The organism is Paeniglutamicibacter sp. ZC-3 (assembly GCF_025847175.2).
Taxonomy (GTDB): domain Bacteria; phylum Actinomycetota; class Actinomycetes; order Actinomycetales; family Micrococcaceae; genus Paeniglutamicibacter; species Paeniglutamicibacter sulfureus.
The window spans coordinates 1-17220 of sequence record NZ_JAOYTG010000011.1 but is presented as its reverse complement, the minus strand read 5'-3'; the positions used below and the strand labels follow the sequence as shown (position 1 = coordinate 17220).

Genomic DNA, 17220 nt, shown 5'->3' with positions numbered 1-17220 from the left:
TGTCATCCACCGTAGCCAATTTCCTGGCATTGCGAAGCGCCCCGTGCCGCTGTCGGGCGGCACGGGGCGATCGATAACTAGAGAATTGCACGCGAGAGCAGGCTCTCGCGTGGGTTCTCCGCCTTGGTGGCCTCGGCGAAGGCCTCGACGGCCGCCTTGGCTTCCTTGGAAAGGTTCTGCGGAACCACCACATCCAGGGTGACCAGCAGGTCGCCCGTGACCTTGGAGGTGTTCACCCCGCGCCCCTTTAGGCGCAAGGTGCGGCCATTCGAGGAGCCAGCCGGGACCTTTAGCTTGACGGTCTCGCCGGTCAGCGTGGGAATCTCGATCTGCCCGCCCAGGGCGGCCTCGTCGAAGGTCACCGGCACGTGGATCCGGATGTTGTTGTCTTCGCGGATAAAGACCGGGTGCGGCTTGACGTTGACCTTGACGATCAGGTCGCCGGCACCGGCGGAGCCGGGCGAACCCTTGCCGCGGACTCGGACCGATTGCCCGTCCTTGATCCCGGCTGGAATCCGCACGTCGATGACCTCGCCATTGGCCTCGCGCAGGCCGATGGTGGTTCCCTTCATGGAACCGGCAAAGGAGATCGTGGTGCTTGCAGTTCGGTCGGCGCCCTTGCGAGGTGCCTGTTGTCCGAAGCCGCCAAACCCTCCGCCGCCGCCAAAGAGGTCGGCAAAGTCGGGTGGGACTTGGCCGCCGCGTCGGCTGCCCCCGCCTCCGCTGTTGAAGAGGTTGGAGAAGACATCCTCGAAGCCGCCGTTGCCCGGTGCCCCGCCGTGGCCCCCTGCGCTGAATCGCGCCCCCGAGCCCATGGCACGGATGGCGTCGTACTGCTGGCGGTCCTCGGGATCCGAAAGCACCGAATGGGCCTCGGTGATGTCCTTGAACCTTCGTTCGGACTCGGCATCCCCGGAGTTGGTGTCCGGATGGTATTTCCGCGCCATCTTCCGGTATGCCTTTTTGATGTCCGCGTCGCTGGCGTCCTTGGAGACGCCAAGAATCGTGTAAAAATCCTTGTCGACCCAGTCCTGGCTTGCCACTGGGCGCCTCCTTTGCTGTAAAAATCCTTGTGGCTCACCCGCCGCTCAATCGTGGCAGGGAGAAATCCGTGATGTTGGATCCACCAAGTATGCGGCGGATCGCTGGTTCCATCTCTGGAACCATTGCGAGCCGCCGCACCTTGGTGGGGGGTGCGGCACCTGCATTGCTGCAGGTGCCGCGTGTTGGTGCCTACTCCCCGAGGGAGACGATCACCTGGGCTGCGCGAAGGATGCGGTCACCCTTCTTGAACCCGGGGCGAAGCACCTGCGCCACATGGTCCGCCGAGATCTCCGCATTCGGCTGCTGGATCAGTGCCTCGTGGACGTTCGGGTCGAACGCCACGCCGGCCTCGGCGATGCGCTCCAGGCCGAGGCCCTCGAGCACCGCGTCGAGCTTGTTGGCGATCGAAGCGAACGGCCCGTCGACCAGGTCCCCGTGCAGGCGAGCCGCGTCGATGTCGTCGAGTACCGGCAGCAGGTTGGTAAAGACCGACTGCACGGCGTTTTCGCGTGCCACGTCCCGGTCGCGCTCTACGCGCTTGCGGTAGTTGACGTATTCGGCCTGCAGGCGCAACAGGTCCTCGCGCAATTCGGCTTCCTTGTCGCTGGCCGGGGTTTGATCCCCGGCCTCGCCGCCGGCCTCATTGAGGATGGCTTCTGCCTGGCTCAACGCGTCGCCCGAGTCATGGGCTTCGTCAACGGGAGTGACCTCTTCGTGTGAGGTGGCCTCGTCGTGATTTTCCTCTGACATGGTCGATGCGCCCCTTTACTTCTTGACGTTTTCGTCGTCTTCGTCGATGACCTCGGCGTCAACGATGTCTTCCTCGGCGTTCGGTGCCTCGGCGTCGTCGGCTGCTGCGCCTTCGCTCTGTGCCTGCGAGTAGATGGCCTCGCCCAGCTTGGTCTGCGAAGCCTGCAGCTTCTCGAACGCGGTCTTGACCTCGTCGTCGTTGTCCTGCTTCTCAAGGGCTGCCTTCAAGGCGTCGACGTCGGCCTGGACCTCGGTCTTGACCTCTTCCGGCAACTTGTCCTCGTTGTCCTTGATGAGCTTGTCAACGGAGTAGGCTGCCTGCTCGGCCGCGTTGCGGGTCTCGGCTGCCTCGCGGCGGCTCTTGTCCTCGGAGGCGTGCTCCTCGGCTTCGCGGACCATGCGCTCGATGTCGTCCTTGGACAGCGCGGTGCCGCCGGTGATGGTCATCGACTGCTCGACTCCGGTGCCCTTGTCCTTGGCCGAGACGTGGACGATGCCGTTGGCGTCGATGTCGAAGGTGACCTCGACCTGCGGGATGCCGCGCGGTGCCGGCGCAATGCCGGTCAGCTCGAAGGTGCCCAGCGGCTTGTTGTCGCGGGTGAACTCGCGCTCGCCCTGGAAGACCTGGATGGAAACCGAAGGCTGGTTGTCCTCGGCGGTCGTGAAGGTCTCCGAACGCTTGGTCGGGATCGCGGTGTTGCGCTCGATCAGCTTGGTCATCACACCGCCCTTGGTCTCGATGCCCAGGGACAGCGGGGTGACGTCGATGAGCAGAACGTCCTTGCGCTCGCCCTTCAGCACGCCGGCCTGAAGTGCGGCGCCAACGGCGACGACCTCATCCGGGTTCACGCCCTTGTTGGCGTCCTTGCCGGCCAGCTCCTTGACCAGGTCAACGACTGCGGGCATGCGGGTCGAGCCGCCAACGAGGATCACGTGGGCGATCTCGGAGACCTTCACGCCGGCTTCGGCGATAACGTCCTTGAACGGCTTGCGGGTGCGCTCGAGCAGGTCGTTGGTCAGTTCCTGGAACTTGGCGCGGGACAGGTGCTCGTCCAGGTGGACCGGACCGTCGGCGGTGACCGAGAGGTACTGGAGGGAGATGTTGGTGGAGGTGGCCGAGGAGAGTTCCTTCTTGGCCTGCTCCGCTGCTTCCTTCAGGCGCTGCAGGGCGATCTTGTCCTTGGACAGGTCGGCACCCTTCTGCTTGGCCTGGGCCAGCAGCCAGTCAACGACACGCTGGTCCCAGTCATCGCCGCCGAGGCGGTTGTCGCCCGAGGTGGCGCGCACCTGGATGGTGGAGAAGTCGTCTTCGTCCTTGCCGACTTCCAGCAGGGAGACGTCGAAGGTTCCGCCGCCGAGGTCGAAGACCAGGATGAGCTCGTCTTCCTTGCCCTTGTCCAGGCCGTAGGCCAGTGCTGCTGCGGTCGGCTCGTTGACGATGCGCAGGACGTTCAGGCCCGCGATCTCGCCGGCTTCCTTGGTGGCCTGGCGCTCGGCGTCGTTGAAGTAGGCCGGGACGGTGATGACAGCGTCGGTGACCTTTTCGCCCAGGTAGGACTCGGCGTCGGTCTTCAGCTTCATCAGCGTACGTGCAGAGATTTCCTGCGCGGTGTACTTCTTGTCGTCGATCGAGACGTTCCAGTCGGTGCCCATGTGGCGCTTGACCGAGGCAATGGTGCGATCGATGTTGTTCACGGCCTGGCGCTTGGCGATGTCGCCAACCAAGACCTCGCCGCTCTTGGCGAAGGCAACAACCGACGGAGTGGTGCGGTTGCCTTCGGCGTTGGCGATGACGGTGGGCTCGCCACCTTCGAGGACGGATACAACGGAGTTGGTGGTTCCGAGGTCAATACCTACGGCACGAGACATGGGATGCTCCTTCTTACCTTGGGGAAATGAACCAACGTCCAGCCGATTTGAATCGGTTGAGCGTTCTGCACTCAAGTTTACCCGTCACCAAAATGATGTCAATTCAAAGTTGAGTGACTATCACTCAACTTTGTGTTCAAGAGGGGTTTTGACGCCCCAAGAACAGAAAAATTCCCCGGAATTCCGGGGAACTGAGAGTTTTCTGTGAGAGCCGTTCGCTGACAGAGATCGGCCGGCCGGGCCCGCCTCAGCCCGACCGGGCGTGCCGCCGGGACCAGGTCCAGGCAAGGATTTGGACCCGGTAAGACCTTGTCCTCCCGCCCCGGTCGAGGCCGGCGGGCAGCTAGCTCCCCAGGACCAGATCCACGCCCAGGTAGGCGAGCAGGCCGAAGGCGGTCCCCCAGAGCATGATGGAAATGATTTGCCAGAAGATGACCTTGTCCTTGGCCGCGCCGAAGGAGACCAGTGCCGCCGAGGTGATTTGGCTTGGCAGGATTGTCTGCCCCAACAGGCTGACGCCGGCAATGCCGTACTTCTCGAAGGCCGCGCGCAGCCTGGCGTACTTCAGTGACGGTGCTTCTTTCTCCTTGGCCACCTTTCGGCGCACGAAGTGCGCGCCATTGACCAGCAGCAGCATGGAGGCCACATTGCCCACGACTGCGGCAAAAATCGCAATCACCGGGTTGATGCCTATGACAACGCCGAGTGCCGCGCCGAAGTAGGACTCAATGAAGGGAACGGCTGCCACCAGCATCACGGCGAGCCACTGCAGCGCAGGAGGGAAACTGGACGTGAACTGCTGCAGGGATTCAATCAAGGCCTTCTCCAAATGTCGCAGGGGTCGCCATGCGGGCTTCATTGCGAAACGGGTGATGCGTTTCGGTGCTCTCCCGCCGCGCGTTGTTTCCTCTAGATTATTGGTTCGTCCTGCCGGTCTCGATGCTCAAAAGGATGATCTCTCATTAGCCCGGACCCGCCGCATTCAGCCAAAGGGATGAAGGCGAAAAACGGCCTTCATTCCCCCTTAACGAAGGCTGGGTCCGGGTTCGCAACTTTCGTTGTGAACCCGGACCCAGCCGGTGGCTCAAGCCCAACCACCCGTGGTGGCAGGAAAGGCCTTAGGAGTTGCGGCCGTTCGAGGCCGGCGAGGAGGCCCGGCGCGGACCGCGTCCACGGCCTGCCCCGGTTGCGGCTTCCACCTTGGACGCGCCTAGCGCGTCGGCGATGGTGTTGCCGCCGCGCGGGCGGGAACCGGCGCCGGAACCCTGGCGCTGGCCGGCGTTGTTGCGTGCGGCTGCCGAGCCGCGGTTCGGGACGGCGCCGCGACGGGCCACGTCGCGATCGTCCTGGCGCACGTCGACACGGCGGTCGGAGCGGTTGTCGGTGCGGCGCTCGCCGCCACGGCCACCGGCAGCAGCGTAGCCACGGCCCTCGCCGCGGTTCTCGGTGCGGCGTTCGCCTCCGCGTCCGGCCGGGGCGTTGCCGCCACGGCCACCGGCGGCAGCGTAGCCACGGCCCTCGCCGCGGTTCTCGGTGCGGCGTTCTCCGCCGCGTCCGGCCGGGGCGTTGCCGCCACGGCTCTCGGGGCGACGCTCGCCGCGGTTTTCCTCGCGGCGCTGGCCTTCGCCACCGGCGCTCTTCGCGGTGCCGCGACCGCCGCGGCGACGGCCGCGGCCGCCTGCTGCGTCGGAGTCGTTCAGGGTGTCCTTGCGGACGGTGGCGGTGCTGCGCAGCTGCGGTGCGACATAGGCAACGGTCTCGGCACGCTCACCGACGACGTCGGAAACAACCTGGGAGTTCGGGGTGACCTTGACCATCGGAACCTTGAGGCCTGCGGCCTTGAGCAGCGACTTCACGTCGCCCTGCTGGTCCGGGGTGGCGATGGTGACAACGGTTCCATCCGAACCGGCGCGGGCGGTGCGGCCCGAGCGGTGCAGGTAGGCCTTGTGCTCTGCCGGCGGGTCAATGTGGACTACGAGCTCGACGCCGTCGACGTGCACGCCGCGGGCGGCGACGTCGGTGGCCACCAGCACGCGGGCGTCCCCGGCCGAGAAGGCGGCGAGGTTGCGGTCGCGGGCGTTTTGGCTCAGGTTGCCGTGCAGGTCAACGGTCGGGATGCCGCACTTGGACAGCCACACGGCCATCTTCTTGGCGTGGTGCTTGGTGCGCATGAACATGATGCGGCGACCTGAACCCGAGGCCAGGGTGCGGACCAGTTCCTTCTTGTCGTCGTTGGAGACCAGGAACACGTGGTGCTCCATGGTGTTCACGGCGGCGGTCGGGGCGTCGACCGAGTGCACGGTCGGGTTCTCGAGGTAGCGCTGGACCAGCTTGTCCACGCCGTTGTCCAAGGTGGCGGAGAAGAGCATGTGCTGGATGCCGCGCGGGGCCTGGTCCAGGATGCGCTTGACGACCGGAAGGAAGCCGAGGTCGGCCATGTGGTCGGCCTCGTCCAGCACGGAAATTTCCACGCGGGAAAGGTCGGCGACGCGCTGCTTGAGCAGGTCCTCGAGGCGTCCGGGGCAGGCGATGAGGATGTCAACGCCGGCGTTCAGGTCTTTTTCCTGGCGCAGCTGTGAGACGCCACCGAAGACGACGGCAACGCGCAGGTCCACGGCCTTGGCCAACGGCTCAACGACCTTGGCGATCTGGGTGGCCAGTTCGCGGGTCGGTGCCATGATCAGGGCTCGCGGGAAGCGGGCCTTGCGCGGCTTGGGGTTGGCTGCCAGTCGGGCAACCACAGGGAGGGAGAAGGCCAGGGTCTTGCCCGAGCCGGTCTGACCGCGGCCGAGCACGTCGCCGCCGTTCAGGGTGGTGGGAAGGGTGGCTTCCTGGATGGGGAATGCGGTTTCGATTCCCTGCGCCGCGAGGACGTCGGCAAAGGTTGCGGGCACGCCAAGGGAAGTGAATGAAGGACTCACGTGGTACTTTCTCTCAAAGCTTCGCACGACGGTTTCGGCGCGCGTGGTCGCCGAAGAAAAGAGAGAACCAAGATGGCGCTAGGCGCACATCGACCGGCCGCGAGCGGCTCCCGCAAGGGGAGACGGAGCATGCGGCGGGTCGGGAAATCCAGTCTGTCGACGCATAGACCCTCGGATGGCAAGCAGAGTGCTTGCACCTTACCGATCTACAAGTAACCAGCCTATCAGTACCCGGCCCGTCGCCGAACGAGAGATCCGTTACCTTGTGCTTCCGAGCTTGCTCGGCCACCAGACCTTGGGGCCGATGTCGCGGACCAGCGCCGGAACCAGCAGCGACCGAACGACCAAGGTGTCGAGCAGGACGCCGAAGGCCACGATGAATCCGAGCTGGACCAGGAACATGATGGGGATGATGCCCAGGGCGGCGAAGGTCGCGGCCAGCACGACGCCCGCGGAGGTGATCACCCCTCCGGTGACCGCCAGCCCGCGCAGGACCCCCGAACGCGTCCCGTGGACCAGGGATTCCTCCCTGACCCGGGTCATCAGGAAGATGTTGTAGTCAACTCCCAGCGCCACCAGGAACACAAAGCCGAAGAGCGGAACCGACGGATCGGCTCCGGCGAAGTTGAAGAGGCCGTTGAACACCCATGCAGAGACGCCCATGGCCGTGCCGTAGGAGAGCAAGGTGGTTGCCACCAACAGCACCGGGGCCAGGATCGATCTCAGCAGCAACATCAGGATCACCAGGATGGCACCGAGAATCAGCGGAATGATCTTGATCAGGTCCGCTTGGGCGGTCGTGGCGGTGTCGGCCAGGGTTGCGGTGGTTCCGCCGACCAACGAGCCGGCATCCACCTGGTGGAGCAGGTTGCGCAGGTCGATCAGCGTGGACTTGGCCGCATCGGAATCCGCCGCGTCGTTCAGGGTGATGGATATCAGGCTGCGTCCCTCGACCAGCTGTGGCTCCCTGCCTGCCTGGGCCAACGCCGGCCCGCCGTCGGCTGCCTGGAGATAGGCCGAGGCCACCCCGTCGGCGTCCTGCACCGAGGCCAGCGACTCGTTCGCCTTGGATTCATCGACTATGGCAAACAAGGGGCTCCCGGTGCCACCCGGGAAATGTTCGCCCAGCACGATTTGCCCGTCGCGGGAATCGGTCTGGCCCAGGACCAGTTCGCTCTGCGGCACACCCGAGGCCTTCAACTGCGTCATGCCCAGCGCCCCGGCGGCCAGCACCAGCGCGGTCAGCACCCAGATGGGTCGGGGATGGCGGCCGACAAAACCGGCGACGCGTCCCCACAGGCCCGCGGGCAACTCCTCGGGGGCCAGCCGGGCCTCCGGCTTGGGCATGAAGGGCCAGTAGGCCTTCCTGCCCAGCAGTGCCAAGGCGGCGGGCAGGAAGGTCAGGGCCGCGATGATGGAGAAAACGATGCCGCTGGCCCCAATGGGGCCCAACGCCTTGTTGGAATTGAGGTCCGAGAAGAGCAGGCACAGCAGGCCCGCGGTCACGGTGCCGCCGGAGGCCAGGATCGGTTCCGCGGATCGCTTCCACGCAGTCGCCACCGCTTCCCAGCGATCCTTCCCGCCGGACAGCGCTTCCTTGTGCCTGGCCACGAACAGCAGGGAATAGTCTGTCGCCGCACCGATGACGAGTATCGAGAGGATGCCCTGGCTTTGCCCGTCCAACCGGATCCAGCCTTCCTTGGCCATGAAGTACACCGCCAAGATGGCTGCGCAGAGCGCGGCGACGGCGGTGAAGAGCACCGTGAGGGGCAACAGGACAGAGCGGTAGACCAGCAGCAGGATCAGGAAGACCGCGCCGAGCGCCACGCCCAGCAGGACGCCGTCGATCCCGCCGAAGGCCTCAACGAGATCGGCGCTGAAGCCGGCCGGCCCGGTGACATAGGCACGGGTGCCAGCGGGGACCCGCTCGCCCAGCTCGGCCCGTAGCGTCTCTACGGCATCCTCGACCTCGCCACTGCCATCCAGCGGAACGAGCAACTGGGCGGCAAGTCCGTCCTCGGAGGCGAAGGGACCGACAATCTCGCCGTCCAGTCCGTCCAGGTCCTTCAGCGATGCCGTCAGGGCCTTGATTTCCTCTTGGTCTATGGCCGATTCCCCCGCAATCACCACCACCGCCGGGATGGCGTCGGAAGTGCGGAACTTCGCCTGCCACTCAAGGGCGCGGGTCGCCTCGGCAGTGGCCGGCAGGAAAGCCGCCTGGTCATTGGTCTGCACCTCGCCGAGTTTGCCGAAGGTCGGCCCGCCCACGCCCGCGATGCCCAGCCACAGCGCCACCAGCACGACGGCCAGCACCGCGCGGAAGACCGCCTTGCCCGTTCCGGGCCGGCGATTCACTACCCGCTGGCCAGGGCCACTCCCGGCCCCCATGACGTGATTGCCCATGATCCAACCCCTCGTTGTTCGGGCGGCTTTGCGCCCACATCCCGCTACGTCTCCATCAAAGAGTATTTCCATCATGGAACTATTTCAAGTTCCGGCATAGAATGGTCCGCATGGATCCCGCCGCCGCCTTCGAGCTCGTCCTGCTACTTCAGCAGTTCGGTCAGGCATCGGACCGTTACGTCGAATCGACCGGGACCCGGCACAAGACCCACCGCACGGACATGAACGCCCTGGCCGTCATCATGCGCTTCGAACGTGCGGGAAACCCTCCGACCCCGGGCGACCTCTCGCGGACCCTGCAACTGAGCTCACCGGCCACCAGCGCCATGCTGGATCGCCTCGAGCGCGTTGGCCACATAGAGCGCCTGCGCATCGACAAGGACCGCCGCGTGGTCCGCATCAAGATGACCCCGAAGGCGCAGGCCGACGGGCGTGCCATGTTTGCGCCCCTGGCGGCGCGCATGATGGAGGTCATTTCCACCTACACCGACGAGGAAGTGAAGCTGGTTTCCCGCTTCATGGCCGACGCGGCGGCCGGCGTGGACAGGGCACGGAACGACGCGGAGCACCCCTAGCCGTGCTCGCCGGGCCGCGTCCCTGCGAGCGCGGCACGGGCTCACGTTCCGGGAAGGGCTCCTCCCCCGGCCTTGCCCGCCGCCTCTGGCCCGCGGCGGCGATTCGCACTAGGCTCGTGGCAACTGTCGGCCGAACGCTGGTGCGTTCATGATCGTTGAGGACCACTCCCCGCCATGACCGAACTCCCCACCACCGGCACGCCCCACCCGCTTGCCGCCGGACTCGATTCCACGCGCACCCTTGAGTTTCCGCCCGGATTCCGCTTCGGCTCCGCCACTGCGGCCTTCCAGATCGAGGGCGCCGCCCATGAGGAGGGCCGCGAGGATTCCATTTGGGATGCGTTTTGCCGGGTGCCCGGCGCCGTCTTCGAGGGGCACGACGGATCCGTTGCCGCGGACCACTACCACCGGATGCCGCAGGACGTGGCGCTCATGGCCGAGCTCGGACTGGACACCTACAGGTTCTCCACCTCGTGGGCGCGGATCAAGCCCGGGGACCGGACCCTGAACCCCAAGGGGCTGGACTTCTACTCGCGTTTGGTCGATGAACTGCTGGGCCGCGGGATCGCCCCGTGGCTCACGCTCTACCACTGGGACCTGCCGCAGGCGCTGCAGGAGCGCGGCGGCTGGGCCAACCGCGACACCGCCTACCGCTTTGCCGACTACGCGCTTGAAGTGTTCGAGCACCTGAAGGACCGTGTCACCGACTGGACCACGCTGAACGAGCCGTGGTGTTCTTCCTTCCTTTCCTATGCAGGCGGCGAGCACGCCCCCGGGCACACGAACCCGGAAGAGGCGGTGGCAGCGGCGCACCATCTGCTGCTGGGGCACGGGCTGGCCACCGGCGCCATGCGGGAAGTGGCGGACAAGGACCACCGGCTGGGGATCACGCTCAACTTCACCGTGGCTGATCCGGCCAACCCCGCCGATGCGGTCGACGTCGATGCCGCACGGCGCATCGACGGCGCCTTCAACCGCATCTTCCTCGATCCAATTTTCCGCGGCCAATACCCGACGGATGTGCTCGAGGACATGGCCGAGGCCGGACTTGAACGCCACATCCGCGGCAACGACCTGGAGGTCATCGCCGCTCCCATCGACGTGCTGGGCGTGAACTACTACAACGGCGAGCTGGTGGCCGGGCCCACGACGCCGCCAGCACCCGATGAGTCCCTGGTGTTCGCCTCGGATCGCGGCCTGCCCCGCCGCTCCCCGATAGTGGGCAGCGAACGGGTGGGGCGCGCCTGGCGGGACCTGCCACGCACGGCCATGGGCTGGGAGGTCCAACCCGAGGGACTGGAGCGCCTGCTGCTGCGCTTGCAGGAGCACTACACCGGCCCGGCCGGCATCCCCATGGTGATCACGGAGAACGGTGCCGCCTATGACGACGTGGCCGACGAATCGGGCTTTGTCGATGATTCCGGGGACCGACTGTCCTTCATCGACGCGCACCTGCGCGCCACGCACCGGGCCATGGAGCAGGGCGCGGACGTGCGCGGGTATCTGGTGTGGTCGCTCATGGACAATTTCGAGTGGTCCTTCGGGTACGACAAGCGCTTCGGGATCGTGCGAGTCGACTATGACACCCAGGCCCGCATCCCCAAGGCCTCGGCCAAGTGGTACGCGCAGGTTGCGGCATCGCACCGTCTGCCGGCGCGCCGGTAGCGGCTGGCCGCGGGTACGGGAGGGTCGGGGAGCTGCCCTAAACTTGAGCGGTGACTCTTTCCCTGTGGCTTTCGCTTCTTGGCGCCTCGACGCTGATCAGTTTCACCCCGGGCGCCGGGGCCATCAACACCATGACCAACTCGCTGAACTCCGGGTTCAGCCGTTCCATGTGGGGAATCCTGGGCCAGCAGGCGGCGCTGCTGGTGCACGTGGTCGTGGTCGCTGCCGGAGTCGGGCTACTGGTCTCCCGTTCCCCGGCAGCCTTCACCGCCATCCGCTACGCCGGGGCCGCCTATCTGGTGTACCTGGGCGTGCGGCTGATCCTGGCCAAGCCGCAGGATGCGGCGGAGCTTGACGTCAAGGGCCGGGAATCGGCACTCTCGATGTTCAGGCGCGGGCTCTGGGTCAACCTGCTCAACCCCAAGGCCATCGTGTTCTTCCTGGCCTTCACACCGCAGTTCATTCGCCTCGATGCCCCCGCGCTGCCACAGTACCTGGTCTTCATCGGCACCATCGTGGCGGTGGACATCATGGTGATGTGGCTGTTCTTCGCAGCCTCGGCCAAGAGCTTCAGCCGCTTCACGGCCACCGAGCGTGGCCAGCGGATCCTGAATCTGGTCTTCGGCACGCTCTTCATCTTCGTCGCAGCCCTGCTGGTCTTCATCCACTGAGTCGCTGCAACCCCGCGCCGGGCCCCTCGGAAGGCCCAGCCAAGGCCACAATCCGATAACCATCGCGGCGAACCGTGTTTGGTCCTGTCACGAGGTGCTTCAGGGCCCTAGACTAAAACCATGTTCCGGATAATCACAGTGTCCACGGGCAACATCTGCCGCTCCCCCATGGCCGAGTACATGATTCGCACCGCGCTTGGCGATGCGGGAATCGTCGACGTCTCGGTCGAGTCCGCCGGCACCAGCGACGGCGAGGTGGGGAACGCGATCGACCCGCGGGCCGCCGCCATCCTGCAGTCCCACGGCATCAACGCCGAAGAGCACGTGGCACGGGTGCTGGACCCCGCCATGATCACCGGTGTCGACTTGCTGCTGGCCATGGACCAGGATCACCTTGCGACGCTGGCAAAGATGCTGCCTACCGATTCCTCGGTGCCCCGGCCCGACTTGCGCATGATGCGCTCCTTCGACACGACCCTGGCCTCGGCCCCGGTCGAAGGCCAGGGCATTTATGATCCGTGGTTTGGCGACTCGGCGGACTTCCGCCTGTGCTGGCAAATGGTCAACGCCGCCATCCCGGGCGTTCTGGACTACGTGCGCGCACACATCATGCCCCAACGTGGCAACTAGCCCCGTACTGGTCCTTGGCATCGATGGAAGATCGGGCGCGGGAAAGAGCACGCTTGCCGCGGAACTTGCCACCGCGCTGCGCCGCCACCGAGAGGTAGCACTCTTCCACCTCGAGGACATCTACCCCGGATGGGACGGCCTGGAAGCCGGCACCCACGACTATGTCACCCAGGTCCTTGCACCCCTGTCGCGCGGCGAGGCCGCGGCCTGGAACAGCTGGGACTGGGCGGCAAGCACCCCCGGTCCGCGCTCCACGCTCTCCCCCGCACCCGTCGTGATCATCGAGGGCGTGGGTGCCGGCTGTGCCGCCGCCCGCGAACTGCTCGATGCAGTGATCTGGGTCCAGGTTCCCGATGCCACGCGCAAGGTCAGGGCGCTGGAACGCGACGGTGCGGTCTTTGCCGAGCATTGGGACCATTGGGCAGCCCAGGAAGAGGCGTATCTCGCCGCCGATGCGGTCCCCGAGAACGCCGATGTCACCGTGGAGAACCGGGCGGACGGAAGCGCCCCCGAGCACGTGCTGCGCGCGCTGAAGGCCTTGCCCCGGTGTGCCCCGGCACTCTCCCCCGAACGCACCGAGTCCGCGGCCCAGGCACCGGTGCACACCGCACTGCAGGCGGCTCCCGACGCAGCCGCACTCTTCGAAGCACTCTACGCCGAAGCCGGGCACGCGGTCCTGCTCGAATCCAGCAACCTGGGCTTCGCGGACCCGCGCCAACGCAACCGCTACTCCATCATGGCCGCTGCCACCACCGATCACTGCGCGGTCTATGAACACCGCGGCGCGGTGGGGATCTTGCGCGAGGGCACCGCCACGGCCAGGCTCGCGGGCGGCTTCTTCGACTGGCTCGCCCGCAGCTGGGATGCCGCCGGCTTCCTGCCGGCGCAAGGCGAGATTCCGTTTGTTCCCGGCTGGCTGGGCTACCTGGGGTACGAACTCAAGCGGGAAACCGGTGGCAGCGACATCCGGGTGGACGCGCAGGTACCCTCTGGGCCGGCGGATGCCGCCATGATCAGGCCCTCCCAAGTAGTAGTCGTTGACCACCAAACCTCCACGGTGCACCTGCTGTCCACCGCTGCCGCTGACGCCGAGGGCTTCTTCGGCCGCGTCCGGGAGCTGCTGCCACAGCTGCCGACCACCGCCGCCGTGCCCGCGCCGCTGGTCCCGGCACCCGCGTTCACCTCGCATGACGACCGCCCCGCCTACTTGGAAAAGGTCCGTGCCGCACAGGAACAGATCCGCCTGGGCAACAGCTACGAGGTCTGCCTGACCACGTCCCTGCGCGCGGAGGCGGTGCCCTGCGACCCGTGGGAGAACTACCTGCGGCTGCGTGCTGCGAACCCCGCGCCTTTCGCGCACTACCTGCGCTTTGGCGACATGGCAGCGGCCAGCACCTCTCCCGAGCGTTTCATGTCGATCGGTTCCGATGGCTGGATGCGCGCCGAACCCATCAAGGGCACCAGGCCGCGCGGTGACTCGCCCGAGGCAGACCTGGCACTGGTCCGGGAGCTGGAAAGCTCTCCCAAGGACCGCGCCGAAAACATCATGATCGTGGACCTGTTGCGCAACGACCTGTCGCATTTCGCCGATCCCCGCACCCTCTCGGTGCCGCGGCTGTGCGCCATTGAAAGCTATGCGAGCGTCCACCAGATGGTCTCCACCATTGACGCCAGGTTGCGTCCCGGTGCCCCGCGCGCCGAGGCCATTGCCGCGGCGTTCCCCGCCGGTTCCATGACCGGTGCGCCAAAAGTCTCCACCATGGAGATCCTGGATGTGCTCGAGGACGGCAGGGCCCGCGGGCTGTACTCCGGGGCCGTGGGGTATTTTTCCGCCACCGGCGCCGCCGACCTGTCGGTCGTCATCCGCACCCTGGTCATGGGCAGCGCCGCTGCCCCCGGCACCTGGAACCTGTCCTTGGGCGTGGGCGGTGCCATCACCGCCGATTCGTCGCCGCAGGAGGAATGGGACGAGGTCAGGACCAAGGCCTTCGGCGTCCTTTCCGCGCTGGGCAGCGTATTTCCGGGACCTTGAACGGCCCCCCGCGCCCTCCTTCGGCGGCGCCGGGCTTATTGCAGGGTGGCTGAAAGCCGTGCCACGTTGTCGATCCACCGGTTCACCGGGGTGCGCCGGCTCCACGTCCCAAGGGTGAGCTCGGTCGAGTTGGCCCGGTAGATGTCCTGAACCTTCATCAGCTCACCGACCAGGTCCGCGCCCAGGAGCATCAGGGTGATCTCAAGGTTCAGCGAGAAGGAACGCATGTCCATGTTGGAGGACCCCATGACCACCACGTCGTTGTCCACCGCCATGCACTTTGAATGCAGGACCGCGGGGGCCTTGTAGAGGTAGATCCGCACCCCTGCCCGCAGCAGGGCCTCGTAGTAGGACTGCTGCGCGTGCTGCACGAGGGCCTGGTCGCCCTTCTCGCAAACGAAGAGTTCCACCGCCACCCCTCGCTGGGCGGCGGTGGTGATGGCATAGAGCAGCGAATCGTCGGGGACGAAGTAGGGGCTGGTGATGGAGAGGCGCTCGGTGGCCGAATAGATCAGCGTGTTGAACAGCCGCAGGTTGTTTTCCGACTCGAAACCCGGTCCGCTGGGCACCACCTGCCCCAGGTCCTCCCCGGCGTTCGGCGCCTCGGTCATCGCCTCTTCCACCACCGCCAGGTCGTTGAGCAGGTCTTCGTCGGATTCCTGGGACCAGTCCGTCGCGAAGACCACGTCCAGGCTGGTCACCAGCGGGCCGCGGATCTTGGCCATGAGCTCGACCCATTCCCGCCCGAGCTTGTGCGCGCTGCTGCGCTTGTATCCGGGCTCGATGAGGTTTTGGCTGCCAGTGAAGGCCACCTGGCCGTCCACCACCACGATCTTGCGGTGGTTGCGCAGGTCCGGGCGCCGCCACCTGCGCTGGAAGGGCGCCAGCGGAAGCATCCGCCGCCACTTGATGCCCGCGGCGCTCATCCGCCGCACCAGGGAAAAGTAGCCTCTGACGCGCAATGAGCCCAGGTGGTCAAAGAGCACCCTCACCTTGACCCCGCGCGCCACCGCCCGTTCCAGGGCCTCCAGGAACGGGGCGACATACTGCTCGTCGTCGCCGATGATGTAGAACTGCACGTGCACGTAGCGCCGGGCCCTGTCGATTTCCCGGCGCATTTCATCCAGGGATTCCTTGTAGCCGGTGATGAACTCCACCGCGTTGCCGGCCTGCAGCGGCAGCGCGCCCAGCCTCCGGTTCAGCTGGACCGCAGAGAGCACCCAGTCCGGGGCATCGGGCGCCGATGTGTCCCCGCTCAGGTGCTGGGTGGCTTCGAGGATCGACGCGTTGACGCGGCGCTGGCGTTCGATGCGGCGCCGCGACAGCTTGATGTTGGCAAAAAGCAGGTAGAGCAGCAGGCCCGCCACGGGCAGGAAGAAGATGGCCAGGAGCCACGCCATCGCGGTGGTCGGGCGACGGTTGCCCGGAACGATTCCCACCATGGTGATGCGGATGGTGAGCTCGATGCCCACGGCGATCGACCACAGGGCTGCACCAATCTCCAGTGCGTCGTTGCCTGCGTCCATGGATCCCTCCTTGCCAGAGCCGGATTGCCGGCCATACCCCAGACTACCGCCCGCACGGCGCACACCGGAGAACCACTTTCGCGGCGGTAATCTGGTAGCCATGACTGCACTTGTGTTCCTTGACAGCGATTTTCCCGCCGGCCGCATCGCCGATGCCGCAACCGCACAGCTCTCGGTCCTCGACCAGGGAGTGACGCGCGGGGACGGGATCTTCGAATCCGCGTTGTACTCCCGCGGGGTCGTGCGCAAGCTCGACGCCCACCTGGCACGGATGCGCGTCTCGGCCTCGACGTGCGACTTGTTGATCCCGCACGAGGAGGACTGGCGCACGGCGATCAAGACGGCCGTGGCAGCATACGATGCCGAGTCCCCCAGCGAGGAAGCCGTCGTGAAGCTCGTGGCCACCCGCGGCACCGAGGGCACCGGGCACGGCACGTCCTGGGTCATGGTCTCCCCCGCCCCGGAGCTGGGACGAAAGCAGCGCGAGAGCGGGGTCTCGGTGATCTTCCTGGATCGCGGCTACGACTCGCGGGTCGCCGAGCGCGCCCCGTGGCTGCTGATGGGCGCCAAGACGCTGTCCTACGCGGTGAACATGGCAGCGTTGCGCCATGCCAGGAAGCTGGGCGCCGATGATGTCATCTTCGTTTCCAGCGACGGAATCGTCCTGGAGGGCCCGACGTCCACGGTGCTCATGGCGAACCGTGACGGGGACACCAAGCGGCTGATCACCCCGACCCTGGAAACCGGCATCCTTCCCGGTACGACCCAGGGCGCCATCTTTGCCGCCGCGCGGGAAGCCGGGTGGGAACTGGGCTACGGGCCGCTGACCCCGCAGGACCTGTTGGCTGCCGAAGGCCTCTGGCTGGTCTCCAGCGTGCGGCTGCTGACCCCGGTGAACTCCATCGACGGCACAGCCATTGACCGCGACGCCGGGCTGCACGCCGAGCTCACCGCGATGGTCGACGCCATCGCCTAGATGATTAAGTCCTAATCATTTCAGTGGTCGTAGGCGGTGAGGGAGCGTTTGCGGGGTGCGTTGGTTTTCCAGTTGTGCCAGATTCCTGCCGCGAGGGCCAGGAGCTTTGACGCGACGCGTGCGTAGAGACCTTCGAGGGTTCTGGCGCCGTGGTGTTC

The 17220-nt window shown here is 66.2% G+C and carries 13 protein-coding genes and 1 pseudogene; 6 read left to right on the top strand and 8 right to left on the bottom strand.

Annotated features, from left to right (window positions below; translation table 11 throughout):
* Positions 1–77: 77 nt before the first annotated feature.
* From OIU93_RS12345 to OIU93_RS12320, 6 genes are all read right to left on the bottom strand, one after another.
* Complete coding sequence (locus OIU93_RS12345; RefSeq protein WP_264270382.1) at positions 78–1043, bottom strand: DnaJ C-terminal domain-containing protein; 966 nt, start codon at positions 1041–1043, stop codon at positions 78–80.
* 190 nt (positions 1044–1233) lie between these two features.
* Positions 1234–1794, bottom strand: a complete 561-nt coding sequence (locus tag OIU93_RS12340) for a nucleotide exchange factor GrpE (protein ID WP_264270381.1) — start codon at positions 1792–1794, stop codon at positions 1234–1236.
* A 15-nt stretch (positions 1795–1809) separates the two neighbouring features.
* A complete protein-coding gene (gene dnaK / locus OIU93_RS12335; RefSeq protein WP_264270380.1) occupies positions 1810–3663 on the bottom strand; it encodes a molecular chaperone DnaK in 1854 nt (617 codons plus the stop codon).
* 343 nt (positions 3664–4006) lie between these two features.
* On the bottom strand, positions 4007–4480 hold the full coding sequence (locus OIU93_RS12330; RefSeq protein ID WP_264270379.1) for a hypothetical protein: 474 nt from the start codon (positions 4478–4480) through the stop codon (positions 4007–4009).
* A gap of 301 nt (positions 4481–4781) precedes the next feature.
* Positions 4782–6584 carry a DEAD/DEAH box helicase gene (locus OIU93_RS12325; protein ID WP_264270378.1) on the bottom strand — a complete coding sequence of 601 codons (1803 nt, stop codon included), beginning with the start codon at positions 6582–6584 and terminating at the stop codon, positions 4782–4784.
* Between the two features lie 258 nt (positions 6585–6842).
* Positions 6843–8987 (bottom strand): efflux RND transporter permease subunit, encoded by a 2145-nt coding sequence (locus OIU93_RS12320; RefSeq protein ID WP_264270377.1) that lies wholly within the window; start codon positions 8985–8987, stop codon positions 6843–6845.
* Positions 8988–9097: 110 nt separating this feature from the next.
* Here OIU93_RS12320 and OIU93_RS12315 point away from each other — a divergent pair, with 110 nt between their 5' ends.
* From OIU93_RS12315 to OIU93_RS12295, 5 genes are all read left to right on the top strand, one after another.
* Positions 9098–9562 carry a MarR family winged helix-turn-helix transcriptional regulator gene (locus tag OIU93_RS12315; RefSeq protein WP_264270376.1) on the top strand — a complete coding sequence of 155 codons (465 nt, stop codon included), beginning with the start codon at positions 9098–9100 and terminating at the stop codon, positions 9560–9562.
* Positions 9563–9736: 174 nt separating this feature from the next.
* A complete protein-coding gene (locus OIU93_RS12310) occupies positions 9737–11227 on the top strand; it encodes a glycoside hydrolase family 1 protein (protein WP_264270375.1) in 1491 nt (496 codons plus the stop codon).
* 50 nt (positions 11228–11277) lie between these two features.
* Positions 11278–11898 carry a LysE family transporter gene (locus OIU93_RS12305; RefSeq protein WP_264270374.1) on the top strand — a complete coding sequence of 207 codons (621 nt, stop codon included), beginning with the start codon at positions 11278–11280 and terminating at the stop codon, positions 11896–11898.
* Between the two features lie 120 nt (positions 11899–12018).
* Complete coding sequence (locus OIU93_RS12300) at positions 12019–12528, top strand: low molecular weight protein-tyrosine-phosphatase (protein WP_264270373.1); 510 nt, start codon at positions 12019–12021, stop codon at positions 12526–12528.
* The gene (locus tag OIU93_RS12295; protein WP_264270372.1) at positions 12518–14560 is read left to right on the top strand and encodes a chorismate-binding protein; all 2043 of its coding nucleotides are present in this window, start codon (positions 12518–12520) and stop codon (positions 14558–14560) included. The genes OIU93_RS12300 and OIU93_RS12295 overlap by 11 nt, the downstream gene beginning before the upstream one ends.
* A gap of 35 nt (positions 14561–14595) precedes the next feature.
* On the opposite strand, the gene cls is transcribed toward OIU93_RS12295, so the two are convergent.
* Positions 14596–16086 carry a cardiolipin synthase gene (cls, locus tag OIU93_RS12290; RefSeq protein ID WP_264270371.1) on the bottom strand — a complete coding sequence of 497 codons (1491 nt, stop codon included), beginning with the start codon at positions 16084–16086 and terminating at the stop codon, positions 14596–14598.
* A gap of 100 nt (positions 16087–16186) precedes the next feature.
* Between cls and OIU93_RS12285 the strand changes: the two genes are divergently transcribed.
* A complete protein-coding gene (locus OIU93_RS12285) occupies positions 16187–17062 on the top strand; it encodes an aminodeoxychorismate lyase (protein ID WP_264270370.1) in 876 nt (291 codons plus the stop codon).
* A gap of 20 nt (positions 17063–17082) precedes the next feature.
* Here the strand turns inward: OIU93_RS12285 and OIU93_RS12280 are convergent.
* A pseudogene (locus OIU93_RS12280) lies at positions 17083–17220 on the bottom strand (IS982 family transposase); the annotation flags it as partial.